The following is a 25,016-nucleotide window of genomic DNA, read 5'->3' as shown; positions in this document are numbered from 1 at the left end:
CTCAGGCCGCGCCCACCACGCCCGCCCGATGACCACGAGGTCCGCGGCCTGCCCGGTCACGGCTGTTCCTCCGCTCTGCGGGCCCACAGGCCCCGGACATGGCCGATGTGCCGGCGCATCAGCAACTCGGCGCCCACTGGGTCGCGCGCTTCGATGAAATTCATCAGCTCGTGGTGCTCAGCCGCCGACGTGCCGAGCCTGCCGCTCTGCACGAGCGGGGTCAGGCCCAGCAGCCGGGTCTGTGAGCGCAGTCCGGCCACCACGTCCACCAGGTAGCGGTTGCCGCTGTAACCGAGCAGGGTGAGGTGGAAGACATGGTCCGCCTCGATGTAGCGGACCAGGTCCCCGCGTTCGGCCGCGTCGACGATGTCCTGTGCCAGCGAGCGCAGCGTGGGGAAATCCGCCTCGGGGATGAGGGTCGTGATGTCGCGCACGGTGGGCGGTTCGATCAGCAGGCGAACGGCGGCCAGGTTGTCGAGGTCTTCCTCGGACACTTCGGTGATCCGGAAGCCCTTGTTGGGCTGCGCGACGACGAGGCCCTCCTTCACCAGGTCGAGCATGGCCTCGCGTACCGGTGTGGGGGACACGCCGAACCTGGCGCCGAGTGTGGGCGCCGAATAGACCGTTCCAGGGTTCAGCTCACCGGAGATGATGGCCGCTCGCAGGGCTTCCCTGATCTGCTCCCGCCGGGTCTCGTGCTTCGGCAGCGCCTGCAGGCCGGGAAGCGACCTCGAGGTGCTCATCGCGTACTCCTCACAGCAGGGATCCGGCGGGGAACGGGTCGGTCGGGTCGAGGTGGAACTGCGAGCTCCCGGTGACCCAGGTCCGGCCGGTGATGGACGCCAGTACGGCCGGTCGCCCGCCCATCGTACCCAGCAGCCGTCCGGTGGATCGGGTGCCGGTGAAAGACTCGTTGACGACGCCGTCATCAGCGTCCGGGCGGGTGGGCGGCTGCGGGGTGGCGCCGCTCATCGCCGCGTGGCCGCGGGGCTCGTACATCAGCTGGGTGCGGACGTCGTTGCCGTCTGCCATGAACCACAGCCGGCGCTCGGCCATGGTGGCGCCGGGGATCGTGCCCACGCCGCCCACGGCGAGGCTGGTCGGCATGGCCTCGGCGGGTGAGTCGACCGCATGGAACGTGCGCCGGGACCTCACTTGTAGCCCTTCGCGAGGACGGCCTCGGTGTCGCGGGTGATCCGGGTGGCGACCTCCGGGGAGAGCGCGGTGCGTGGCGGGCGGCAGGCACCGCCCTTGCGTCCGGCGAGATCCATCGACAGCTTGATGGACTGGACGAACTCGGTCTTGGAGTCCCAGCGCAGCAGTGGGTGCAGATCGCGGTAGATCGGCAGCGCGCGGGCGATGTCGGCCGGGTCGCCGGAGGTGGCCAGGCGGTAGAGCTCCACCGTGCTCCGCGGGATCGCGTTGGGGTATCCGGCGATCCAGCCGACGGCGCCGGCCAGGCCCACCTCCAGCAGCACGTCGTCGGAGCCGATGAGGATGTCCAGGCCGGGGGCCAGCTCGGCGATTTCGTACGCCCTGCGGACGTCGCCGGTGAACTCCTTGACCGCTACGACCAGACCCTCGTGGTGGAGCTCGGCAAGCAGGTCCGGGGTGAGGTCGACCTTGGTGTCGATGGGGTTGTTGTAGGCGACGATCGGCAGGCCCGCCTTGGCCGCCTCACGGTAGTGCTCGACAACGGTCCGCCGGTCGGCGCGGTAGGTGTTGGGCGGCAGCAGCAGAACGGAGGACGCGCCGGCTTCGGCCGCCTGCTCGGCCCAGCGGCGGGCCTGCAGCGCGCCGTAGGCCGCCACACCCGGCATGACGCCGAAGCCCTCGGGGGCGGCCTCGATCGCGGTGCGCACGACGCGGGCGCGCTCCTCGTCCGACAGGGTCTGGTATTCGCCCAGGGAGCCGTTGGGGCAGACTCCGTCGCAGCCGTTGGCGGCGAGGAACCGTACGTGCTCGGCGTATCCGTCGTAGTCGATGGACAGGTCGGCGTTGAAGGGCAGCGCCGTTGCGACGTGCACACCGTGCCACGGACGCGCTGGGGTGGTCATGCGTAATCTCCTTACGAACGTGGGGGTTTGAGGAACCAAGGAACCCTATCAGTGCAATGTCACGTTGCGGTATTTTCCATCCACTGCTCCAGGCCCTCGGTGTCCAGCGGCAGAGCGCCCGAAAGGATCTCCGCGCCGCCCTCCGTGACCAGGAGGTCGTCCTCGATGCGCACCCCTATACCCCGCAGTTCCGGCGGCACGGTCAGGTCGTGGGCGTGGAAGTAGAGGCCCGGCTCCACGGTCAGCACCATGCCCGGTGCCATCGCGGCGCCCTGGTAGGCCTCGGTACTGGACCGGGCGCAGTCGTGCACGTCCAGGCCCAGGTGGTGGCCGATGCCGCAGACCAGGTACCGGCGGTGGTGCTGACCCTTCTCCGAGAGGGCCTCATCGACCGAGACAGGAAGTAGCCCCCAGTCGTGCAGTCCCTGGGCGACGACCTCCATGGCCGCATGGTGGAAATCGGTGAACCGGCGCCCCGGCGCCACCTGGGCAAGGGCCGCCCGGTGGGCCCTTTCCACCAGGTCGTGCACCTGGCGCTGGATCGGGGAAAAGCGGCCTGAGGCCGGGAATGTCCGGGTGACGTCAGCCGTGTAGTGGCTGGCGACCTCCACGCCCATGTCGAGGAGCAGGAGTTCGTCCGGCAGCACGGGACCGTCGCAGCGGACCCAGTGCAGGGTGGGCGCGTGCTTGCCGCTGCCCACGATGCTGGCGTAGCCGGGACCGTTGCCGTACGTCCTCGCATAGCGGTCGAATGTCCCCTGCAGCCAGCGCTCGCCCGCTCCGGCCACCGCGGTGGGGAGCTCCCTGAGCACCGCGGCGAAGCCCTCGACCGTCCTGTCCACGGCCTCGCGCAGCTGGCCGATCTCCCACTCGTCCTTGATCATGCGGAACTCGGCCAGCACCCGGCCGAGTTCCTCGGAGGGCTCCTCCCAGCCCGGTCCTCCGTACATCGGCGCGGCCAGGCCCACGAGTACGCCCTCCAGCCGGTCCAGCGGCAGCACCTCGATGTCCAGCGCCGCCGACCAGTCGGCCAACGAGGGTGCCGCGCCCACCCACAGCTCGCCGTGGGCGGCGTCGGCGAAGAACCCCGTCTCGCCCGGGTAGGCCGGCGGCGGCAGGAAGAGGGTCGCGCGGCTCTCACCGACCACCACCACGGCCTGCTCCACGGCGCACCCGGTCAGCCAGTAGAAGTCGCTGTCGACGCGGAAGTCGTAGAAGCAGTCGTTGCTGCGGACCGGGGCCGTCCCGGCGGCGACCACGACCGTCCGGCCGGGCAGCGCGGTGCGCAGCCGGTCGCGGTGCGCAGCCGCCGCGCGGGCGGCTCCCGGCACGACGGACGGGATGCGGTCCGGTGTGCCCCAGCCCTGTCCCATGTACTCGATGAAGGCGGGGATTTCCGCCAGCCGGGGCAGCTTGCCCTCACTCACTTTCGATGCCTCCTCCGATGGCGCGGACGAGCTCGGTCAGCCGGGCGAAGACTCGGTCGTCCCCGATGCCGTCATGCTCGTATTCGTTGGTGACCCAGACTTGGGTGTTGCCAACGCGGGCGGCCGTCTCCAGCTGCAGGCCCGCGTCGACGTACATGTCGTCGTAGTACACGGCGGCGGCCACGGGGACCTCGTTCGCGGCCAGCCGGCCGAGGTCGTACAGCGCCGGCCAGTCCTCGTGCTCGGCGAGCAGCTCGACGGCGGCACGGAACGGCCGCAGGCAGCGGATCTCCTCGAACATCCAGGGATAGATCATCTCGCCGGTGAACAGCAGCGGCCTGGCCGTCTCGGCGAACTGCGGATGTGCGGCGCGCTCCCGCTCGGCAGCCCAGGCGGTGGCGCCCTTGCCCGAGCCGTAAATGCTCTCCTGCAGTACGGCGAAGAGCGGGTTGTCGCTGTAGGAGGAGCGAGCGAGCACCTGGTGCAGGAAGACCTCTGTCACCTCGTCACCATGGAGCGCTTCGTCCAGCAGCCAGTGCATGCGCTCGTATCCCGGCTTCATCCCGAAGTCGATACCGAGCGACTGCAGCCGCCGTACCGTGAGCACGTCCCCGTCGGGCAGCAGCACATCACCGGCGGCCAGCCGGTCCGCGATCCTGCCGACCAGCTCCACGTGGTGCGGATAGCGCCGGTAGAACTCGGCGTTCTTCGCCTCGACCCGCGGATAGGTGCGCCGGTAGACCTCCGCCGCGTCCGGCTCCAGAGCGGGCAGGCCACCGGTGACGTAGCACGCGCTCAGGCCCTCGGACGCCTTGGACAGGTAGGTCATGGTGAGAAAGCCGCCGTAGGACTGGCCCAGAGTCGTCCAGCGCCTACCGCCGAAGACGTTCTTGCGCAGGTGCTCGGCATCGGCCACGATCGAGTCGGCCCGGAAGCAGGCCAGGTGGTCGGCGGCCCGCCGGGCGTCGCCGAAGGCACGCATCGTGCGCCCGTGCATTCGGGAGCTGCGGCCCGTGCCGCGCTGGTCCAGCAGGATCACCCGGTGGGTTTTCAGCGCCTGGCCGATCCAGCCGGTCGGTGTGAGCGGCCTGGGACCCTTGCCGCCCGGCCCGCCCTGCAGGTACAGCAGGTACGGCAGGTCCTCCCCGGCCCGCACAGGGTCGACCAGCTCCCGGGCGAAGACCGTGATCCTGCCCGGGTCGGCGGGATCGGACCAGTCGAGTGGGACCTCTTCGACATGCTCGCGCACGTGCATTCCGGGAATCGTGTAACTCGCGGCGATCAACCGGTGGCTGTCCTTTCGTACTCGCGCCGCCGGCGGTCCCACTCCGGGTTGATCCGGGGTATCGCGGCCAGCAGGGTCTGGGTGTACGGGTCCTGAGGGCTGGTGAAGACCTGAGCGCACGGACCCTGCTCGATGATCCGGCCCTTGCTCATGACCGCCACCCGATGGGCGATCTGGCGGACCACGGCGAGGTCGTGGGCGATGAAGACGTAGCTGAAGCCGCTCTCCTGCTGGAGCCGCAGCAGCAGCTCGATCACCTGCGCCTGCACCGAGACGTCCAGGGCCGAGACCGCCTCGTCACAGATCACCAGCTTGGGGTTGACGGCCAGCGCACGGGCGATGCCGATCCGCTGGGCCTGGCCGCCGGAGAACTGGCGGGGATAGCGCTGAGAGTGGTCGGGATCGAGGCCGACCCGTTCCATCAGCTCCTTGGTGTAGGCCCGCCTGCCGCCCTTGGGCTCGAGCCCCTGGTACATCAGGGGCGCCATCAGGATGCGCTCCACGGTGTGCCGCGGGTTGAGCGAGGAGTAGGGATCCTGGAAGACGACCTGCACGCTGCTGCGGTAGCGGGCCAGCGCGGCCCCCTTCGCGCGGGTGATGTCCGCTCCCTCGAACTCCAGCGTGCCGGCAGTCGGCTCGATGAGCCTGGCGACCATGCGGGCGGTGGTGGACTTGCCGCTGCCCGACTCGCCCACCACGGCCAGTGTCTCGCCCGGGGCGACCTCGAAGCTGACGCGGTCGACCGCGGTGAACTCGCTCTTACGGCCCAGCGGACCCCGGCCGGTGTACCGCTTGGTCAGCTCCCCGGCCCGCAGCAGCGGTTCGCTCATGACATCACCTCGTCGTCGATGCGCGGGATGCTCTCCAGCAGCATCCGGGTGTAGGGGTGCCGGGGCTCGGCGAAGACCTGCTCGGCCGTGCCGTACTCGACCTGTTCGCCGCGGCACATCACCAGGACCCGGGTGGCGATCGAGCTGATCACCGCCAGGTCGTGGGTGATGAAGACCATTCCAGTGCCGGTCTCACGCTGCAGGTCCGCCAGGAGGCGGAGGATCTGCGCCTGTACGGTCACATCCAGCGCGGTCGTCGGCTCGTCGGCGATGAGCAGGGCGGGAGAGCAGACCAGCGCCATGGCGATCATGATGCGCTGTCGCTGCCCACCGGAGAACTGGTGTGGGTAGTGGTCCACCCGCTTGCCCGGCTCCGGAATGCCCACCTGCTCCAGGGCCTCGATCGCGATCTTCCGCGCGGCACGGCGGGAGCCACCCCGGTGCGCCCGGTACATCTCCTCGATCTGCAGGCCCACCGTGTAGTACGGGTTCAGCGACGACAGCGGATCCTGGAAGATCATGGAGATCCGGTCGCCGCGGATCGTGCGCATCTCGCGGTCGCTGCGGCCCAGCAACTCGGCGTCGTCGAGCCGGATGCTGCCGCTTGTCCTGGCGCCCTTGGGGAGCAGGCCCATGATCGCGAGGCTGGTCATGGACTTTCCGGAGCCGGACTCGCCGACGATCCCGATGGTCTCGCCTGCCGCCAGGGTGAAGGCGGCCCCCCGGACGACGTCCACAGGGCCCCGTGTGGTGGGGAAGGTGACCGTGAGGTCCTCAACGACAAGCAGGTCGCTCATTTCGCCGCGATCCTCACTCTCGGGTCCAGAGCTGTATAGACGAGGTCGACCACGACGTTTCCCATCACCACGAAGAAGGCCGCCAGCAGGGTCACCGCCATGATCACCGGCTGGTCGTTCTTGGCGATCGAGTCGGCGGCCATTTTGCCGACCCCGTTGAGTCCGAAGACGGTCTCGGTGATCAGGGCACCGCCCAGCAGCGCGGCGAAGTCCATCCCGAAGATCGTGGTGACCGGGGTGAGCGCGGGACGCAACGCGTGCCGGCGCATGGTGAGCACCGGGCTCAGCCCCTTGGCGCGGGCGGTGCGCATGAAGTTCTCGGCCAACGTGTCGATCACGTTGGACCGGGTCAGCCGTGCGTACAGGCAGGCGTACCCGGTGGCCAGCACGATCCACGGCATGAGGTACGACTGGAACCAGCGCACCGGGTCCTCGGAGAGGGAGACGGCCGAGGGGAACGGCAGAATCTGAAGCTGGACGACCAGTACGTACTGCAACGCGAGGGCGAGCACGTAGTTGGGAATGCTGGAGCCGCCCAGCGCCAGGCCCATGACGCCACGGTCCCACCACGTTCCCTCCTTGACCGCGCTCAGCAGGCCGGCGCCGACCCCGACCAGCAGCCACAGCGCCGCCGCGCCGATCGCCACGGTGGCGCTGACCGGCAGCCGCTGCAGGATCATCTCCCACACCGGCTGATTGGTCTGGAAGCTGTAGCCCAGGCACGGCGCCGGACAGTGGGTCAGGCCGACACCCGTCCCGTAGTCGCGGCCGGCGAACAGGCCGCTCAGGAAGTGCCAGAACTGGGTGGGGAACGGCTCGTCGAGCCCGAGCATGGTACGGATCTGGTCGATCCGCCCCGGGGTGCAGGTCTTGCCGCAGATCATGAGCGCCGGATCGGGCGACAGCTTGAAGAAGATCACAAAGGTGAACAGGCAGACCAGGAAGAGGATCACCAGCACACCGGCAATCCGTCCCGCGATATAGCGGGCCATCAGGACGCCTCCCCCGAGTCAATGGCTGCGCGCACCCGGTCGCCGAGTACGGTCAGCGACAGCACGGTGAGGAACAGGAACACGCCGGGGATCGCGAAGTACATGGGGTCCACCGCGTACCAGCCGACCGAACTGGAGATCATCTGACCCCACGAGGGTGTCGGCGGGGCAACGCCGACGCCGAGGAAGGACAGGCCCGCCTCGGTGCCGATGTAGCCGGGGACGGCCAGCGTGGTCATGACGATGAGCGAGTTGCGCAGGTTGGGCAGGATCTCCCGGAACACCAGCGCGGCTGTGGAGGCGCCCGAGGCCCTGGCCGCCTCCACGAACTCCCGGTTCACCAGGGTCATCGTCTGCCCGCGGATCACCCGCGCCAGATACGGCCAGCCGAAGACGCTGATCACCACGACCAGCAGGACCGACCGGTTGCCGCTCGGCAGCGACGACAGGATCGCGATCATGAAGATCAGTGCGGGAAAGGCCATCAGGAAGTCCATGAACCGAGAGATCCCCTGGTCGATCCAGCCCCTGAAGAATCCGGCCAGCATGCCCAGGACCACTCCGAGCAGCGTGGTCAGAAAGGTGGCCGACAGCGCGATGAGGATCGAGACGCGGGCGCCGTAGGCGATGCGGGCCAGGATGTCACGGCCGTTCCCCGGTTCGACACCGAACCAGTGTTCGGCACTGATGCCGCCGAGTGCTCCCTTGGGCAGCCCCCCGAGGTCGGTGTTGATGGCGGAGGGGTCGAACTCGTCGGGGCCGTGGCCGGTGATGGCGGCGAGGGCGGGCGCGCCGAGCGCCATCACCACGATGAGCAGCAGAAAGCCGGCGCTGAGCACGGCTCCCCGGTCATGCAGCAAGGTGTGCAGGACACGGCGACCCGCCCAGGTGGGTGGGCCTTGTGCGCCCGCCTCAGGGCCGGATGTGACACGGCGTATGGGTGCGGTGGTGGACATGGCGTTACTTGCCCGGGTCCTTCAGACCGACGGAGACCAGATCGATGCCGCCTGAGTAGGCGTCGGACAGGTAGGCGCCCGCGACGTTCTCCCCCATGACGGTGACGACCTTGTCGTAGGTCAGTGGCACGATGGGCGCCCGCTCCATGATCATCTGGTCCAGTTCGCCATACGCGGCATCAGCCGCCGCGACGTTGGTCACCGCGGCGATCTCGTCGATGCGCTCGTTGATCTTCTTGTCGTCGAGCTGGGAGATGTTCTGGTTGCCCTTGGGCGCGATGTTCCGGCCGTCGAAGAGCGGCGGCAGGAACGTGGCACCGGAGGCCCAGTCGGGGCACCAGCCGGTGACGGCGGCGTCGTGCTGGCGCGACGGTGTGCCGATCACCTCGTAGAAGCTGGAGGTGTCGATGTTGTTGATCTTGACGTCGATGTCGATGTGCTTCAGGGACTCTTGGATCGCCACCGCGACCGCCTGCATCTTCGGCACCGGGCGGGTGTCCAGGGTCATGGTGAAGCCCTTGGCGAGCCCGGCCTCGGCCAGGAGTTGCTTGGCCTTCGCCACGTTGTACGGGTACAGGTCGTAGTCTTTCCGGCCGCGGATGGTCGGCGGCTCGATCGAGGTCGCCTTCTTCGCCAGGAGACTGCCGCCCAGCCCGGCCACCACGTTGTCCTTGTTGATCGCGTAGTTGATCGCTTGGCGCACCCGCACGTCGCTCAGGTGCTTCCTCGTGGTGTTCAGACCCATATAGGTGGTGCAGCCGGCCAGGCCGCTCAACGTGCGCGCCTTGAGCTGCGGGGTCTGGATCCGGGCCACGGTCGCCGCCTGCATCGTGCCACCGATGGCGTCGGCGTCGGTGCCCTGCCCGGCGAGCAGCCGCTCGTCGATGGTGGCGGCGTCCAGGCCGAAGGTCCACGCGTAGGAGTCCGGCTTGGCGGCACGGACCGGGTCGGTCTCCTTCTTCCAGTGGGGGTTGCGCACCAGCTTGAGCGAGGAGCCGCGCTGGTAGCCGGCCACCTTGTACGGGCCGGACGCTATGGGCCTGGTGTCGAAGGCATCCCCCGCCCCGGTGCCCTTGGGGAAGGGGGTGAAGTTCGGCAGGGCGAGCGCGCTGGGGAAGTCCGGGTAACGCTTCTTGAGGTGGAAGACGATCGTCCTGGCGTCCGGGGTCTCGATCGAGTGGAGGTCGCCACTCCGGTAGGGGCCCCGATAGTCCTTGGGTGCGTCGATGAGCAGCTTGGCATACGGCGAGCCGATACCGGCCTCGGGGTCCCAGGCGCGTTCGACGCCGAATTTCACGGCCTCGCTGGTGATCGGGGTGCCGTTCTCGAAGGAGAGGCCGTCCTTGAGCGTGAAGGTCCAGGTCTTCGCGTCGTCGGACGGGGTGCCGGTGTTGGTGGCGAGGTCGGCGACGATCTTGGTTCCCTTCTTGCCGGGGGCGGCACCGAAGGTGGTCAGGCCCCGGTAGATGAGCCGGTAGAAGTTGTTGACGCCGCCGTCCCAGCCGCGCACCGGATCCAGGTGGGAGAAGTCCGCGGTAGCCAAGATGTGGACGGTGCCGCCCTGGGCCGCCCGCTGCCCGCCGGCGGAGGTCGCGGGACCGCCGCCTTGGCAGGCGGTGAGTGTCAGCGCGGTGGCCGTCACCGCGGCGGCGAGAGCTGCCGATCTCCTCATGGCTCCTTCTTTCGATGAGTGGACTGGATTCACCGGGACCTGACCCACACCCGCATGGCCTCAGGCCTGCGGTTGCCCCACAGGAAGTAGGGGGTGAGGGTCACGGGCGCCGTCGCCTGCGGCGAAACGGGTTCGGCCGGCAGCTCCGGATACAGCTCGGCAGAGGATGGGGGAATCACGTCCGCCGCCAACCGTAGGGTGATTGCTCCGGGCAGCAGGTCCTGGTTCATCTCGGCGTGCGCGTCGATGATTTGGGGTACGCCAAGGACCAAGTCGTCCAGGTTTGCCGGGGAGTCCTGCTGCTCGACGCAGTAGACCAGCGGACCGCGGGTGACGGCCACCGCGCCGCGGGTGGCGTCCAGGTAGGGGTGCGAGCCGTGTGCCCTGACCGACATCGGCAGGCCGAGCCGCACCTCGTCTCCAACCGCCCACTCCCGCTCCACGGTGAGCCAGCCGTCGCGCGGGGCCGCCGTCACCGCCTCGCCGTTGACTGCCAGGGTTACGTCCTTGGTCCAGGCCGGGACGCGCAGGGCCAGCGCGTACGACCGGCCGGGCGCCCGGTCAATGACCAGCCGCACGTCGCCGTCCCAGGGGTAGGCCGTCTCCATCGTCAGCGTCAGGGCGTCCGTCTCGATGCGCGCCTCGGCGTAGGCGGCGACGAAGAGCGTGTCTCCGCGCTCCGCGGCCATGTAGTCGCCGAGCTGCGCCATCCACCGGACGATGTTCGGTGGGCAGCATGGGCAGCCGAACCAGGACCGGCGCAGCAGCTCACCGCCGCTCTCCGCGCCGCTGCGCTGTTCGTGGTCCGGGCGGCGCTGGAGCGGGTTGTCGTAGAAGAAGGCCCTGCCGTCCAGCGAGAGGCCCACGGCGTAGGCGTTGAACAGCACCCGTTCGAAGACGTCCAGGTATGTGGCACCGCCGGTGGCCAGGAACATGCGCCATGCCCACTGCATGGTGGCGATGGCGGCGCAGGTCTCGCTGTAGGAACGCTCGGACGGCAGTTCGTACCGGTCGCCGATCGCCTCGTCCGAGTGGCGGCTGCCCAGTCCGCCGGTGAGGTAGAGCTTGGTGGCGACCATGTCGTCCCAGAGCCGCTCCAGCGTCTGAAGCAGCGAGCGGTCCCTGGTCTCCAGGTACACGTCGGTCGCGCCCGCGGCCAGGTACGCCATACGCACGGCGTGCCCAGTGACCGAGGGCAGGTCACGGAAGGGCAGGTGGTCCTGAAAGTACTCGGGCGGGAAGATGCTGTGTTTCAGGTGCCCTCGGCCGCGCCGGTCCACGAACAGCTGCGCCTGGACGAGGTAGTCACGGTTCGAGGTCTCCCGGAACAGCTCGACCAGAGCCATCTCCACCTCGGGATGGCCGCAGGTGACCTCCTCGCCGCCCACACCGAACCGCGCCACCACCAGGTCGGCGAACTTCACCGCCACCGCGAGCAACCGGCCGTCGCCCATCCTGCGGTTGGCCGCCACGGCGGCCTGGATCAGGTGGCCCAAGGTGTACAGCTCGTGCCCCCAAGCGATGTCCTCCCAGGGCTGCTTGGGGGCGTCGGGGTCCTGAAAACGGGAGTTGAGATAACCGTCCTCGGACTGGACCTGTTCCAGCAGCCCGACGACCTCGTCGAAGAACTCTTGCGCACCGGTTGGAGCGGTGCCGGCGCCGATCTCGTACGCCAGTCCTTCGAGTGTCTTGTACAAGTCGGTGTCCAGGAACGGGTACCGGCCCCGGTAGGGCGGAGGCTTCTCCGCCAGCAGGCGCTCGAGGTTGGCAACATTGCCCGCGGCGCGCAGCTGCTTGATGGTGTGCGGGATGGTCGCCTCGCTGTTCCTCCGCTGCCACTGACGGAGCAGCCCGCCGGTGATGTGGACCGCCGAGACGGGACGCACAGCCCCGGAGGACGTCCATACAGCACCCGCGTACCCATCCGGATACTTCTTGACCTGTGCAAACGCCACAATACCTCCCAGTGCCATGTGGCATTGCGCTGAAACCATAGGCTGCTGGAAGGTCACTGCCAAGGTCCCACGCAACCGAAGTTGCGGCGAACGTGACCCACGGACTGCACGCCCTACTCCACGGGCTGGGGTGCTGACGAGCTGGGCCGGCCATCAAGATGTACAACTGCGATACTTATGCCCGGGTTCTGCGCTGACGCGGACCATGTAGTGCCGGTTTCCCCGGCAGTGTCGCCGGCCTTCCCGCACTGCCGGAGCCCCGGAAATTTTGCGTTGGCCCATTGCCGTTCATCTGAGCTGGGCTCTACGCTCAGCCCCACGCAGTGCAATTTCACAGTGCAATAGCACCGCTGGGGGCGTCAATGACATCGAGCAGGTCTGTGCCGATGCGGGCATCGGATGTCCGACGGGCTGCCGTGGGACGCGGCCAAGCTGGATGACGGCCCATACCGCGTAGCGCGTCACCGCGCCATTCGTGGCTTTTGGCATCAGAGGAGACCGCCATGTCCGAACTTCCACGCCGCGACCTTCTGCGGCTGACCGCACTCGCCACCTCCATACCGGCGTTCCAGGCCATGTTCCCGGCGGCGGCCGGAGCAGCGACACCCACGACGGCCGGGACAGCGGGCACGAGCTCCAAGGCCGGCGTCACCCAGGCACCCGCCCTTGCAACGCCCTCGTCCTGGGTCGTCAAGCCGTTCGACAACACCCGAGTGACGCTCGGCCCGAGCCTGTTCACCGACAACCGCGACCGCGTGCTGAACTTCCTGCACACCTACCCAGCCGACCGCATGCTCGCCGTCTTCCGCACCAACGCCGGGCTGGACACCCACGGAGCCCAGCCGCCCGGCGGCTGGGAGACCACGGACGGCAACCTCAGAGGCCACTACGCCGGACACTTCCTCAGCGCCCTCAGCCTGGCGTACGCCGGCACCGGCGAGCGGGCCTACAAGGAGAAGGCCGACTACATGGTCACCGCACTCGGCGAGTGCCAGGACGCCCTGGCCGCCCTGGTCGGCACGGACGACCCCGGGGCGCCGAGCCACGCCGGCTACCTGGCCGCGTATCCGGAGACGCAGTTCATCCTGCTGGAGCAGTACGCGACCTATCCCAAGATCTGGGCGCCCTGGTACACCTGCCACATGATCATGCGCGGGCTGCTCGACGCCTACCAGCACGCGGGCAGCGAGCAGGCGCTCGGCATCGTGCTGGGCATGGGCGACTGGGCGTACAGCAGACTCGGCCATCTGCCGAGGACCCAACTCGACCGGATGTGGAAAATCTATATCGCCGGCGAGTACAACGCGATGCCCGTAGTCATGGCCGATCTGTACGCCCTCACCGGCGAGGAGAAATACCTGACGACCGCTCAGTGCTTCGACAACACCTACCTGCTCGAGGCCGCGGTGGCGAACCAGGACACCCTCGACGGGGAGCACGCCAACCAGCACATCCCCCAGTACCAGGGCTACCTGGAGATCTACGAACAGACCGGGGACCGGAAGTACTTCACCGCGGCCGAGAACTTCTGGAACATGGTGGTGCCGCACCGCACGTACGTCGACGGCGGCATGGCGGGCTCGGGGGAGATGTTCGGCGCGCGGGACGTCATCGCCGCGACCATCGAGCAGACCAACGCCGAGACCTGCTGTGTCTACAACATGCTCAAACTGAGCCGCAGCCTGTTCTTCCATACCGCGGACCCGAAGTACATGCAGTACTACGAGCGGACCCTGTACGGCCAGATCCTCGCCTCGCGTCAGAACACCTCCAGCGACACCGACCCGCTGCTGACGTACTTCGTGCCGGTCAATCCGGGGGCCCAGCGCGAGTACGGCAACCTCGGCACCTGCTGCGGCGGCACCGGCCTGGAAACCCACGCGAAGTTCCAGGACTCCGTCTACTTCAGCTCCACCGACGGCTCCACCCTCTACGTGAACCTCTATCTGCCGTCCACCCTGAACTGGCCGGAGCGCGGACTGACCATCACCCAGTCCACCCACTACCCGACCGACCCGGCCGGCACCAGCACCCTGACCGTGACCGGCGGCGGGCACCTCGACCTGAGACTGCGGGTGCCCTACTGGGCCGAGCGCGGCTTCACCGTCCGGGTCAACGGAGTGCGGCAGCGCGTCGACGCCACACCCGGCGGCTACGTCTCGCTGAAGCGGACCTGGCGAACCGGGGACCGGGTCGAGATCGCCGCGCCGTTCACGCTGCGCATCGAACGCGCCCTGGACGACCCCGCCACTCAGGCCATCGCCTACGGCCCCGTGCCCCTGGTGATCCGCAGTTCCGCCACGGAGTACCAGAACCTGACCCTGTACCGGGACTACCCCCTCAGCCGCGACCTGAGCCGGGCCATCCGCCCCACCGGGGAGCCCATGACGTTCACCACCAACGGCCTGACCCTGGTGCCCTTCTACATCTCCGACACCGACCATTACCACATGTACTTCAAACGCGCCGAGCCCGAGATCGTCTTCGGGGACACGGCCACCGGCATCGAGAACCGGCCGGGGACGGACCGTCTGACGTTCCTCGACGAGGTCTGGGACCGGGGGCCGTTCCGGAACAGAGGCGGTCTGGTGCAGGCGGTCACCAGGGTCGCCGATGAAAGGGCGGCACGTGGAGAGTTGACGGCACGTCAGCGCAACACGCTGATCAAGGCGGCAGCCCGAGCCCACCTCCCCTCCTGAATACATCTGGTCAGGTCGGCGGCGAACGCGGCCAGTTCCATCGCCGGCAGCCGTGACCGCGGTCACGTCGGGTCGTCCGGCCACACCAGCTTTCGTGCGCCGGGGCGGCCCGCCGGCCGCTCGGAGGTTCCAGGGCGTCGGCCACGGCCGTCAGTGTGCCCGCCCGGTGGCGGGCTCGGTGTCGGCCCAGACCCGGGCCGTGCCTTGGGCCACGGTGACGGCCCGGTCCGGTGCCATGGCGACCGCGGTCATGGCGCTGCTCCTTCCTCGTGGCCGCGGGACCGGTGCTCTGTGGAGTTCCGGTAGCCGAACAGGCCGTAGACGATCAGGCCGAGCGCCATCCACACCGCGAAGCGCACCCAGGTCACCCAGTCGAGGTTGCTGATCAGCCAGACCGAGAAGGCGATCCCGATGGCCGGGACCAGGGGCACCAGCGGGGTGCGGAAGGCTCGGGGCAGGTCGGGGCGGGTCCTGCGCATCACCACGACGGCGACGGCCACCACGATGAACGCCATCAGGATGCCGATGTTGGTCAGGTCCGCGGCCTCCCGGATGGGCAGGAACCCGGCGATGAGCGCTGAGCCGATGCCCACCGGCCAGATCACCCGGGTGGGGACGTGCCGCTCGGGATGGTTGCGTGCGAAGGACCGCGGCAGCAGCCCGTCGCGGCTCATGGAGAACCAGACCCGCGTCACCGCGAGCATGTTGGCGAACGCGGAGGTGGTGATGCCGATGACAGCGCCGACGGCGACGACCATGCCGAGTCCGCCCAGGCCCACCGAAGCGAGTGCGCTGGAGAACGGGCTCTTGACGTCGATGTCCCGGTAGTTCTGCATGCCCAGCAGCACCAGGCAGACCAGCAGGTAGATGACCGCGGCGATGGCGAGCGAGATCACGATGGCCTTCGGCAGCACCTTCTTCGCCTCGGCGCTCTCCTCCGCGGCCGCGCTCATCGCGTCGTAGCCGTAGACCGCGAAGAACGTGGTTGCCGCGCCAGTGAACGCGCCGCCGATGCCGAAGGGCAGGAAGGGGCTGTAGTTGCCGGAGGAGATGTGGAACGCGCCGGCGACGATGACCAGTGCGACGATGCCCAGCTTGACGACCACCAGGACGGTCTCGAAGCGCGCCGACTCCTTTGTGCCGCGGGACAGGACGAAGGCCAGGAACACACACAGCAGGGCGGCGAGCAGGTCGACCCGGTGGCCGGGGCCGGTGCCGGGGGCGCCGAGCATCCAGTTCGGCAGGTGGCCGCCGATGTGTTCCAGGATGTAGGAGAGGTAGCCGGACACGGCGATGGCCACCACGGCGACGATGGCCGTGTACTCCAGGAGCAGGTCCCAGCCGATCGCCCATCCGACGATCTCGCCGAGCGCGGCGTAGGAGTAGGTGTAGGCGGAGCCGGCCCTGGGGATGGTGCCGGCGAACTCCGCGTAGCACAGCGCCGCCGCGGCGCTGGCGATGATCGCGACGAGGAAGGAGATCATCACGCCGGGTCCGGCGTCCTCGTGGGCCACGACTCCGGCGAGCGAGAAGACACCCGCGCCGACCAGACCGCCGAGGCTGAGGGCAACCAGCTGCCACAGTCCCATGGTCCGGCGGAGTCCGCCGGCAGTCTCCTCCTCGGAGGAGTCGACTGGCTTGAGGCGGAAGATTCCCTCCCGGGAGAACAGCCCGCTTCCGGGTGCCGTTCTGTCCCGGGGTATGACGGGAGTTGAACGGGACATGGGGTCCCTCCGGTGACGACGTACGGGGAGTGTGCGGACGGGACGCGTGGTCACGCGTGGGGACCTCGGTTCCGTCCACGATGCCGTGATCACACCGGACACGACAAGGTCCTCACCCATGACCAGCAGTTACGGGACAGCTCTTAGAGCACGAATCCGTGCGGGAAGGGGTCGTTCGGGTCGAGCAGGTAGTTCGCGGTGCCGGTGATCCAGGCCCGTCCGGAGAACTCGGGGACGACCGCGGCCAGTCCGCCCACCTCGGCCGTGCCGACCAGGCGGCCGGTGAAGCGGGTTCCGATGAACGACTCGTTGACGAAGTCGGTGTGCAGCGGCAGTTCACCGCGCGCGTGCAGCTGCGCCATCCGCGCCGAGGTGCCGGTGCCGCACGGTGAGCGGTCGAACCAGCCCGGATGGATGGCCATGGCGTTGCGCGAGTGCTGGGCGGTGGAGTCCGGGGCCAGGAACTGCACGTGCTTGCAGCCGCCGATGAGCGGGTCGGCCGGGTGCAGCGGCCGGTTCTGCTCGTTGACCGCCTGCATGATCGACAGTCCGGCGGCGAGGATCTCCTCCTTGCGCGCCCGGTCGAAGGGCAGGCCGATCCGGTCAAGTTCGACGACAGCGTAGAAGTTGCCGCCGTACGCCATGTCGTAGCGGACGCTCCCGAGCCCCGGCACTCGCACCGCGGCGTCCAATTCGAGCGCGAAGGCGTCCACGTTGCGCAGGGTGACCTTTTCGGCGCGGCCGCCGCGGACGGTCACCCGCGCCTCGACCAGCCCGGCCGGCGTGTCGAGCCGTACGGTGGTCTCCGGTTCGGTGACCGTCACCATCCCGGTCTCCACCAGGACGGTGGCCACGCCGATGGTGCCGTGCCCGCACATCGGAAGGAACCCACTGACCTCGATGTAGAGCACGCCCCAGTCGGCGTCCGGGCGGGTCGGCGGCTGGAGGATCGCGCCGCTCATCGCCGAGTGGCCGCGCGGCTCGTCGACCAGGAACCGGCGCAATTCGTCCAGGTTCTCCACGGCGTGGCGGCGCCGCTCGGCCATGGTGTCCCCGGGGATCAGCCCGACGCCGCCGGTGACAACGCGGGTGGGCATGCCCTCGGTGTGCGAGTCGACCGCGCTGATCGTACGGACGGAGCGCATCAGGCGGCCGGCTGTTCGAGGGAGGCGATGGCGCGGGCCATGTCCGCCTGGACCTGCTCACGCATCTGTGGCGTCAGCGGTCCGCGCGGCGGCCGGCAGGGCCCGCCGAACCGGCCGACCTGCTCCATGCCGAGCTTGATGGCCTGGACGAACTCGGTGCGCGAGTCCCAGCGGAACGCCGCGACCAGCGGCTCGTACAGCGCACGGGCCTCCTCCAGCTTGCCCGCGGTGGCCAGGTCGAACAGGCGGGCCGACTCCGCGGGGAAGACGTTCGGGAAGCCGGCGAACCAGCCGGTGGCTCCCATCAGCAGACTCTCCAGCACGACGTCGTCGGCGCCGCTGATCACCTCGATGTCGGGCGCCTGCTCCTTGATCTCCAGCACCCGCCGCACGTCGCCGGAGAACTCCTTCACCGCGACCACGTTGTCGATCTGCGCGATCTCGGCGAGCAGGCCCGGGGTCAGGTCGACCTTGGTGTCGATGGGGTTGTTGTAGACCATCACCGGCAGGCCGACGGACGCCACGGCCTCGAAATGTGCGAGGACTTCACCGCGGTTGGCACGGTACATGGTCGGCGGCAGGCACAGCACACCGTCGGCGCCGTCCTCGGCCGCGGCCTCGGCCCAGTGCCGGGCCTGGTGCGAGCCGACCCCGTGCACACCGACGACCACCGTGCCCGAGTCACCCACCGCCTCGACCGCGGTGCGGGCCACGGTGCGGCGCTCGGCGTCGGTCAGCGACGAGTACTCCCCCAGCGAGCCGTTCGGGCCGACGCCGTGACAGCCGTTGTCCACCAGCCACCGGCAGTGCTCGGCGTAGCGGTCGTAGTCCACGGCCAGGCCGGCCGGGGCGGAGGCGTCCTCGTAGTACGGCAGGGCGGTGGCGACCACGACGCCGCCGAGAGAGGGATGGTGCTTCTTGGTGGGGCTCATGAACTGTGCTCCGTTCCAGGAAGGTCGGTGTTTCGGGGAGGGGTCGGTGTGCCGGGGAGGCCGGTGGTCCGGGGAGAGTTGAAGCCGTCAACCGGCTTGAGGGGTGGGGTTGTCGGGGGATGGTTCGGGGGCGGCGGCGAGTTCGCCGAGCCGGATGGGCTGGGCGATCGGGCGGAGGTGAGGCCCGGCCGCAGGCAGGCCCTCGACCGGCCGCTCGGCGGGCCGGCCGGTCAGCCGGGCGGTGAGTTCGGCGACCGTGGGGCCGCAGACACGTCCCTGGCAGGGGCCGAGACCGGCGCGTGTCTCCAGCTTGGTGACACGTGTGCCTGCGCTGGCCTCGTTGCCGGCGGCCCTGCACAGCGAGGCGTAGTCGGCCTCCTCGCAGCGGCAGATGACCGTCTCCGGGCGCAGCCATCCGGGCCAGGCCTCGCCGATCGGGTGCGCCGTGGCCAGCCGTTCGGCGAAGGCCCGGCCATGGTCCCGGCCGCGGCGCAACGGGCGCAGGCTGGGCGCGGCCGGGTCGCCGCCGCCGGCGAGCCAGCCGGCGAGCGCGCCCTCCGACCGTGCGGCCGGGGCGCCCGCGACACCGGTGATCTCACCGGCCGCGTAGACGCCCGGACAGCTGGTGTGCTGGTCGTCGTCCACGGCCACGAACTCACCGCTCGGTGTGCGGCGCAGCGCACAGCCCGCGGCCAGGGGCAGCTCCAGTTGCGGGCTGAAGCCGTGCGTGGCGCACACCGCGTCGACCGCGAGCGTGCGCTCGGTGCCCGGCACCACCGACCAGTCGGCGTGCAGCCGGGCGGTGACGACCTCCTCGACCCGGCCGTCGCCGCGCGCCTCGACGACGGTACGGCCGGCCCGGAAGGGGACGCGGTGGCGGATCAACAGGGCGGCGTATTCGGCGAGTTCTCCGGCCTTGCCGGCTTGGGCCGCCAGCTCCCAGGGCCGTCGCGACCAGCCGCGGGCCAGGGTGCCCACCGTGTTGGCCTCCAGCACTTCCAGGACCCGGGAGCCGGCCTCCAGCAGTGAGGCGGCCACCGGCAGCAGAAACGGTCCCGTACCGGCGACCACGACGTGGTCACCGACCACGACCCGCTCGCCCTTGGCGAGCGCCTGTGCCGCGCCGGCGGCGAAGACGCCGGGCAGTTCCCAGCCGGGGAACGGCAACACGCGGTCGTGGGCGCCCACGGCGAGCACCAGCGCGTCGGCGTCGAGCGTCAGGCGGCGCCGCCGGCCGCCGTCGGCCGGGCCGCGCAGCACGTGCACCCGCGGGACTCCGGGCTCTTCGGTGTCCGGGCGTTCCAGCGCCCAGACCGAGGTGTCGGGCCACCAAGTGCACCGCGGGTGCGCGAGCACCCGGCGGCGGCGCCGGTCGAAGGCCCGCCAGCCGTGCTGGAGCCGCTCGGGCCGGGCGGCGTGGTAGGCGTCGGGCAGCATGCGGTGGTACTGGCCCCCGGGCTGGTCGGCCGAGTCGATCAACGTCACCCGGGCGCCGGCGCTCAGCGCGGCCTCCGCCGCGGCGAGGCCCGCGGGTCCCGCTCCGATCACCGCGACATGACGATGCGTCATTTCGGCTTCCTTCCGGGTACGTCGGAACTGTCCCCGGTCCACGGCTCGGGGACCGGGCCGGTCTGCGGCGACGGGTCATGGACCGGTCTCGGGCTCCCGGGTCCGGAGCGCCTGCGCCTCCCGGCCCTGGCCGGGTTCGGCCTGTCGGGTCTGGGTGGTCACCACGTCGCCGTCGCGGGCCCGGCGACGGCAGGACCGTACGTCGCGGTCCTCTCCCACGGTCACGAGGCAGTCGAAGCAGACGCCGATGCCGCAGAACACTCCTCGGGGCGCGCCGGAACGTTGCCGGCGCCAGGACAGCCGGTCGGCGGCGAGCAGGACGCCCGCAATGGTCTGGCCCGCGATGCCGTCGACGGGCTCACCGTCGACGATGATCCGCAGTGGCCCCTCCTGCCGTCCGACGGCGTCGGCCTCGGCGCGGACACGTCTGGGACTCATACCGTCTCCTCACGTGCGGTGCCCGTGCTGCCGCCCAGTATGGCCGGGCGGTCCACACGGAACGGGGTGGCGTCCATGTCGGTCGGCTGGTCGAGCAGCAGCTCGCGCAGCAGCAGCGCGCTGCCCACCGACAGGCCGATTCCGGCGCCCTCGTGCCCGCCGACGTGCCAGAGGCCGGCAAGCCGGGGGTCGGCGCCGATGACCGGGAGATGGTCGGGGACGTAGGGGCGGAATCCGCCGTAGGCCCGCATCACCGGCACCCCGGCCAGTGCCGGGAACAGGCGCAGCGCCTTGGCGGCGATGGCCGACAGCACCTCCGGGCGCAGCCGGTCGTCGAAGCCGACCCGGCGGCGCGAGGAGCCGATGAGGACGCTGCCGCCGCGGGTGGACTCCACCACCGCCGAGGTCTGCAACTCCTCGGCGCTGCTGCCGACCGCTCCGACGTAGTCGGCGTCGTAGACCTTGTGGAAGACCGTCGGCGGCAGCGGCGTGGTCACCAGCACATCACCGCGCCGGGGCCGGACGTCCACGGGTGCGCCGAGCCGGGTGGACAGCTCGCCGGACCAGGGACCTGCGGCGTTGACGAACCAGTCGGCCTCCAGCAGGCCGGTCGAGGTGCGGACGCCGGTGATCCGGTCGCCGCGGGTGACCGCGGAGAGCGCCTCGCAGCCCGTGCGCAGGGTGGCGCCCGCCGCGAGTGCTTCTGTGAGCAGGGCGGCGGCCGCGGCGGCCGGCTGCACCTGGGCGTCCTTGGGGTAGTGCAGGGCGGCGGTGTACTCACGGGTGACGTACGGCTCGGCCTCGGCGAGCGCGTCGGCATCGAGGACTTCGCTGTGCACCCCCGCCGCGCGCTGATCGGCGGCGAAGCGGGTCAGTTCACGGGCGCCGGCGTCGGTGGTGGCGACGACGATGCCGCCCTTGGGCTCCCACTCCACCGCCTGGGCCGCATGCGTGGACCGCGCCGCGACGGCCTGGAGCACCTGCGGCCACAGCCGCCTGGAGAGCTGGGCGAGTTCCAGCTCGGGTCCTGGGCCCTTGTCGGAGACGAGTACGTTGCCCTCGCCGTGCGCCGTCGTCGCCGACGCGGCTGCGCCCCGGTCGACGACGGTGACGTCGAGGCCCGCCAGGGCGAGCTCGCGAGCGCAGGCGCAGCCGACGATCCCGGCGCCCAGCACCGCCACCCGCGTTCGCGTTCCGTACATCGAACCCCCTCGTTCGTTAAACCGAACGCGCAAAACGTATGACGCGACAGAGGGCGTGTCAACGGTCACGCTCGCCTCTTTACGCGGGCACAGCGTTCGGCACCGTTCCGGCCGGCTATCGCTCCGAGCCGCAGGGGCCGCCGCCGAGCGCCGGGTCGGACAGGTGGAGCCGCTGCTCCGCCCGGTACTGCAGCAGCAGGACCGAGCGCACGTCGCCGTCGAGGGCCAGGTAGGAGTGCGGGCGAGAGGCGTCGAAGCGCACGTAGTCGCCCGGCCCCAGCTCCACCTCGTGGCCCTCCACCCGCACACCGAGCCGGCCGGCCTGAACGATGGTGTGCTCGGTCCCCACATGACCGAGCGACTCCTGCCGGCGCCCGGCCCGGACCTGCTGGTCGAAGAGCTCGACAACCGCATCGCCCGACTCGATCCGCTGCAGCGGGCGCAGATCGACCCCCTCGCCGCTGAGCACCTCCACGTCCGCGGCGCGCACGACGGTCAGTTCCCCGGCGGGCCGGGCGTCCAACAGATCGGAGATCGGCACCTCCAGCACCCGCGACAGGCTGAACACCGTCTCGATGGTCGGGTTGCCGGTCCCGGACTCCAGTTGCGACAACGTCGCCTTGCCGATCTTCGACCGCCGGGACAGCTCGGAGAGGGACAGCCCTCGCTCGGATCTGGCCCGCCGCAGATTCGTGGCCAGCATGCTCCGGACCGACCCCTCGGAAAGGCTCACGCTCTCCCCCTTCTCTTCCATTTCGTTCGATTTAACGTACGGACGCCCAACAGGTCGTTCGCTCTTCAGACCAGGATCGAGCCTTGGGGTGGGACACCGCAAGGAGCAGGGCTGTGGCCTGGGTGAGGGCGGCGAGCCGCGCCGGGGCGGAGTCGGCGCATCAAAGCAGACCTTGTCCGTGGTGAAGTTGAGAGTCTGTCATTTTTTGCCGTCAGAGCTCTTGTGAGAGGTATCCACCTTCATTACTTTCCAGTAAGCGGCGCCCCGACGATGACAGGTCCCCTCTCGAATGGAGTGACCATGGCTCCCGAGCACCGTGGCTCCACCCGAATGATGCTCTCCCTCGCCGCGGCCGTGGCGCTGGCCGTGACCGGTTCCACGGCGGTGAGCGCCTCCGCGCAGGCGAAGGCGGCCGGCCTGCGGGAGGTGATGTTCGTGGGCAACAACTGGGACGGCACCGCCGACGTCATCAAATCCACCGGCGACATGGCCAGGATCGGCCGGATCAACGTCATACCGGACAAGGACCAACGGCTCACCGAGATCTACCTCAACCCCATCAAGCTCGCCTTCTTCCTGGGGATCCGGCTGGGGCCGGGTGAAGGGCACGACCAGTTCGTGGACGACATGTACTCGACCCCGGACGGCTCCGCCATCGTCGTCTCCCGGCCCAGCTTCGCCGACGTGGTCTCGATCGACGTCACGACGGGCAACATCAACTGGCGCTTCCCCGTGTCGGGTTTCCGCGCGGACCACATGGCCGTGTCCCCCGACGGCAAACGCGTCGCGGTGTCGGCTTCGACATCGAACACGGTGCATGTCCTCGACATCGAGACGGGTAAGGAGCTCGGTTCGTTCTCCGCCGGTGACAAGCCCCATGAGAACGTCTTCACCGACGGCGGCACGTATCTCTGGAACATGTCGATCGGCGAGGTCAACACCGCCCTGGACGATCCGTCGATGGACTGGACGAAGGGCGACCGGCACATCACCGTGGTCGACGCGAACACGTATCGGCAGGTCAAGGTCATCGATATGCGCGAACGGCTCGACGCCTTCGGCCGCAAGGACCTGTCCGATGCCGTCCGGCCCGTCGCCTTCACCCCCGATGAGTCCAAGCTCTACTTCCAGGTCTCCTTCTTCAACGGGTTCCTGGAGTACGACGTGGCCAAGGACAAGATCACCCGCTCGAAGACCCTCCCGAAGAACCCTGAGACCAGCGAGGACCGCACCACCTGGGTCAACGACTCCCGCCACCACGGCCTGTCGATGAGCCCCGACGGCAAGAAGCTGTGCGTGGCCGGGACGATGGACGACTACGCGACCGTCGTGGACCGGGAATCACTCCAGGAAGGGCCCCTGGTGCCGGCCTCGAAGCCGTACTGGGCGACGGTGAGCGGCGACGGCACCGCGTGCGTCGTCTCCGAGAGCGGTGCCGACCGGGTCACCGCAATCGATTTCGCGACGGGCGAGAAGACCGCGTCCGTGTCGGTCGGCGACCATCCGCAGCGGGTGCGCATCGGCCATGTGGCCGCCGACTGGACCGGACCGTCGGCCTCGTAGCGGTACCTCGGAGCGTCGCGGCGCTCCGGTGGCCCGGCGGGGGCGGATGTGTATGCGGCCCCCGCCTCGTCATGTCGACGTCAGTGCTCGGATGACACCTCTGAAACGGCGGGTGCACAGTGATGTCACGTTCGCTCGGCGTGGTCCCATAACTCCCGCAGTGCGGCATTGACTCGTTCGGGCTGCTGCGTGTGGGGGTAGTAGCCGGGGACGATCAGGTGGTCGGCGCCGATCGCCGCCGCGACGTAGTCTGCGCAGGCGATCAGCGGCTCACCGGCGTACCTTCGGTACTGCTCGGGCGCTCCGTCCCAGTCACCGGAGATCATCAGCTTCGGGAAGGGTGCCTCGGCCAGCGGTCCGAGTGGGATGTCCGCGTCCCAGCAGGGGCGTTCGGCCATCGAGGCGGCCGCGGCGCGCAGCCGCGCCGGCGTCGGCTCCGGTGTCGCCATGCCGACCGATGCGGTAGCCGCACTCAGGAACTCCTGGGGCGTGAGGTCGGCGGGCAGCGCAGCGGTGGCCGCGCGGGCACGCGCCAGCGCCTCGGCGACGGTCGGGTGACGTTCGGCGGGCCGCAGCGCGCCGGGCTGGATCAGGGTGAGCGAGTGGACCAGGTCGGGACGGCGTACGGCGGCGGCCATCGCGCTGACCCCGCCATACGCGTGCCCGACCAGATGAGCCCCGGTACCGAGGAGCCCGACGATGTCCTCGGCATCGACCGACCAGTCGCTGTGCGCGATGTCCGGGCTGCGTCCATAACCTCTGCGGTCCATCACCAGCAGCCGGTGCCGGTCGGCCAGCGGGCGCTGCGCCGCGAAGCCGTATTGCTCGTCGTCACCCCAGGTGAGGATCCCGTGGACCAGGACGACGGAGGGGAGGCCCGCTCCACCGTCCTCCCACACGGTGACGTGCACCGGTCCGGCTGCCTCCGAGTGCTGATGGGTGGATGTGTCGGTCATCGGTCCCCTCCCGGTCTCGTCGCCGCGCCTCGTCACTGCGTGGTCCGCCGACAGTCTGCCCTGCCGTCCACGGCGCGTCAGCAC

General features: G+C 69.7%; 21 protein-coding genes and 1 pseudogene. 2 read left to right on the top strand and 20 right to left on the bottom strand.

The genetic code is table 11. From position 1 onward, the window contains the following. Window positions 1-56 precede the first annotated feature (56 nt). From PS467_RS40935 to PS467_RS40885, 12 genes and pseudogenes are all read right to left on the bottom strand, one after another. Entirely contained in the window at window positions 57-743 is a 687-nt protein-coding gene (locus PS467_RS40935) for a GntR family transcriptional regulator (RefSeq protein WP_311039586.1), read from the bottom strand. Between the two features lie 10 nt (window positions 744-753). Then, window positions 754-867 carry a proline racemase family protein gene (locus PS467_RS42240; RefSeq protein WP_432280790.1) on the bottom strand — a complete coding sequence of 38 codons (114 nt, stop codon included), beginning with the start codon at window positions 865-867 and terminating at the stop codon, window positions 754-756. A gap of 48 nt (window positions 868-915) precedes the next feature. Continuing rightward, window positions 916-1,155: pseudogene (locus tag PS467_RS42235) on the bottom strand (proline racemase family protein); the annotation flags it as partial. After that, entirely contained in the window at window positions 1,152-2,057 is a 906-nt protein-coding gene (locus PS467_RS40925; protein ID WP_311039584.1) for a dihydrodipicolinate synthase family protein, read from the bottom strand. The pseudogene PS467_RS42235 and the gene PS467_RS40925, both read right to left, overlap by 4 nt. A gap of 59 nt (window positions 2,058-2,116) precedes the next feature. After that, the gene (locus tag PS467_RS40920) at window positions 2,117-3,484 is read right to left on the bottom strand and encodes an aminopeptidase P family protein (protein ID WP_311039583.1); all 1,368 of its coding nucleotides are present in this window, start codon (window positions 3,482-3,484) and stop codon (window positions 2,117-2,119) included. Continuing rightward, window positions 3,477-4,739, bottom strand: coding sequence for an alpha/beta fold hydrolase (locus PS467_RS40915; protein ID WP_311039582.1), 1,263 nt, complete (start codon window positions 4,737-4,739; stop codon window positions 3,477-3,479). Before PS467_RS40915 ends, PS467_RS40920 begins: the two co-directional genes overlap by 8 nt. Before the next feature lie 26 nt (window positions 4,740-4,765). Continuing rightward, the gene (locus PS467_RS40910) at window positions 4,766-5,599 is read right to left on the bottom strand and encodes an ABC transporter ATP-binding protein (protein ID WP_311039581.1); all 834 of its coding nucleotides are present in this window, start codon (window positions 5,597-5,599) and stop codon (window positions 4,766-4,768) included. Beyond that, window positions 5,596-6,396 (bottom strand): ABC transporter ATP-binding protein, encoded by an 801-nt coding sequence (locus PS467_RS40905; protein WP_311039580.1) that lies wholly within the window; start codon window positions 6,394-6,396, stop codon window positions 5,596-5,598. The genes PS467_RS40910 and PS467_RS40905 overlap by 4 nt, the downstream gene beginning before the upstream one ends. Then, on the bottom strand, window positions 6,393-7,388 hold the full coding sequence (locus tag PS467_RS40900) for an ABC transporter permease (protein WP_311039579.1): 996 nt from the start codon (window positions 7,386-7,388) through the stop codon (window positions 6,393-6,395). The genes PS467_RS40905 and PS467_RS40900 overlap by 4 nt, the downstream gene beginning before the upstream one ends. Beyond that, the gene (locus PS467_RS40895) at window positions 7,388-8,344 is read right to left on the bottom strand and encodes an ABC transporter permease (RefSeq protein ID WP_349256479.1); all 957 of its coding nucleotides are present in this window, start codon (window positions 8,342-8,344) and stop codon (window positions 7,388-7,390) included. The genes PS467_RS40900 and PS467_RS40895 overlap by 1 nt, the downstream gene beginning before the upstream one ends. A gap of 4 nt (window positions 8,345-8,348) precedes the next feature. Beyond that, the gene (locus PS467_RS40890; RefSeq protein WP_311039577.1) at window positions 8,349-10,016 is read right to left on the bottom strand and encodes an ABC transporter substrate-binding protein; all 1,668 of its coding nucleotides are present in this window, start codon (window positions 10,014-10,016) and stop codon (window positions 8,349-8,351) included. 29 nt (window positions 10,017-10,045) lie between these two features. After that, window positions 10,046-11,902 (bottom strand): glycoside hydrolase family 127 protein, encoded by a 1,857-nt coding sequence (locus PS467_RS40885; RefSeq protein WP_311039576.1) that lies wholly within the window; start codon window positions 11,900-11,902, stop codon window positions 10,046-10,048. A 572-nt stretch (window positions 11,903-12,474) separates the two neighbouring features. Here PS467_RS40885 and PS467_RS40880 point away from each other — a divergent pair. Then, window positions 12,475-14,670: a glycoside hydrolase family 127 protein gene (locus PS467_RS40880; RefSeq protein ID WP_311039575.1), complete on the top strand. Its 2,196-nt coding sequence runs from the start codon at window positions 12,475-12,477 to the stop codon at window positions 14,668-14,670. A 248-nt stretch (window positions 14,671-14,918) separates the two neighbouring features. On the opposite strand, the gene PS467_RS40875 is transcribed toward PS467_RS40880, so the two are convergent. From PS467_RS40875 to PS467_RS40845, 7 genes are all read right to left on the bottom strand, one after another. Next, window positions 14,919-16,394, bottom strand: coding sequence for an amino acid permease (locus PS467_RS40875; protein ID WP_311039574.1), 1,476 nt, complete (start codon window positions 16,392-16,394; stop codon window positions 14,919-14,921). Between the two features lie 143 nt (window positions 16,395-16,537). After that, the gene (locus tag PS467_RS40870; RefSeq protein WP_311039573.1) at window positions 16,538-17,539 is read right to left on the bottom strand and encodes a proline racemase family protein; all 1,002 of its coding nucleotides are present in this window, start codon (window positions 17,537-17,539) and stop codon (window positions 16,538-16,540) included. Further along, window positions 17,539-18,471 carry a dihydrodipicolinate synthase family protein gene (locus tag PS467_RS40865; RefSeq protein ID WP_311039572.1) on the bottom strand — a complete coding sequence of 311 codons (933 nt, stop codon included), beginning with the start codon at window positions 18,469-18,471 and terminating at the stop codon, window positions 17,539-17,541. Before PS467_RS40865 ends, PS467_RS40870 begins: the two co-directional genes overlap by 1 nt. 87 nt (window positions 18,472-18,558) lie before the next feature. Beyond that, entirely contained in the window at window positions 18,559-20,040 is a 1,482-nt protein-coding gene (locus tag PS467_RS40860) for an FAD-dependent oxidoreductase (protein WP_311039571.1), read from the bottom strand. A 75-nt stretch (window positions 20,041-20,115) separates the two neighbouring features. Beyond that, window positions 20,116-20,478, bottom strand: coding sequence for a (2Fe-2S)-binding protein (locus tag PS467_RS40855; protein ID WP_311039570.1), 363 nt, complete (start codon window positions 20,476-20,478; stop codon window positions 20,116-20,118). Further along, on the bottom strand, window positions 20,475-21,680 hold the full coding sequence (locus PS467_RS40850; RefSeq protein ID WP_311039569.1) for an NAD(P)/FAD-dependent oxidoreductase: 1,206 nt from the start codon (window positions 21,678-21,680) through the stop codon (window positions 20,475-20,477). Before PS467_RS40850 ends, PS467_RS40855 begins: the two co-directional genes overlap by 4 nt. 115 nt (window positions 21,681-21,795) lie before the next feature. After that, window positions 21,796-22,413 carry a helix-turn-helix domain-containing protein gene (locus tag PS467_RS40845; RefSeq protein WP_311039568.1) on the bottom strand — a complete coding sequence of 206 codons (618 nt, stop codon included), beginning with the start codon at window positions 22,411-22,413 and terminating at the stop codon, window positions 21,796-21,798. A 300-nt stretch (window positions 22,414-22,713) separates the two neighbouring features. On the opposite strand from PS467_RS40845, the gene PS467_RS40840 reads away from it, so the two are divergent. Beyond that, window positions 22,714-23,976 carry an outer membrane protein assembly factor BamB family protein gene (locus PS467_RS40840; protein WP_311039567.1) on the top strand — a complete coding sequence of 421 codons (1,263 nt, stop codon included), beginning with the start codon at window positions 22,714-22,716 and terminating at the stop codon, window positions 23,974-23,976. Between the two features lie 125 nt (window positions 23,977-24,101). On the opposite strand, the gene PS467_RS40835 is transcribed toward PS467_RS40840, so the two are convergent. Beyond that, complete coding sequence (locus tag PS467_RS40835) at window positions 24,102-24,932, bottom strand: alpha/beta fold hydrolase (RefSeq protein WP_311039566.1); 831 nt, start codon at window positions 24,930-24,932, stop codon at window positions 24,102-24,104. Between the last annotated feature and the right edge of the window lie 84 nt (window positions 24,933-25,016).

The organism is Streptomyces luomodiensis (assembly GCF_031679605.1).
GTDB classification, from domain to species: Bacteria; Actinomycetota; Actinomycetes; order Streptomycetales; family Streptomycetaceae; genus Streptomyces; species Streptomyces luomodiensis.
Note: the sequence above shows the minus strand (reverse complement) of the source record. Positions and strands in the feature narration are given on the sequence as shown.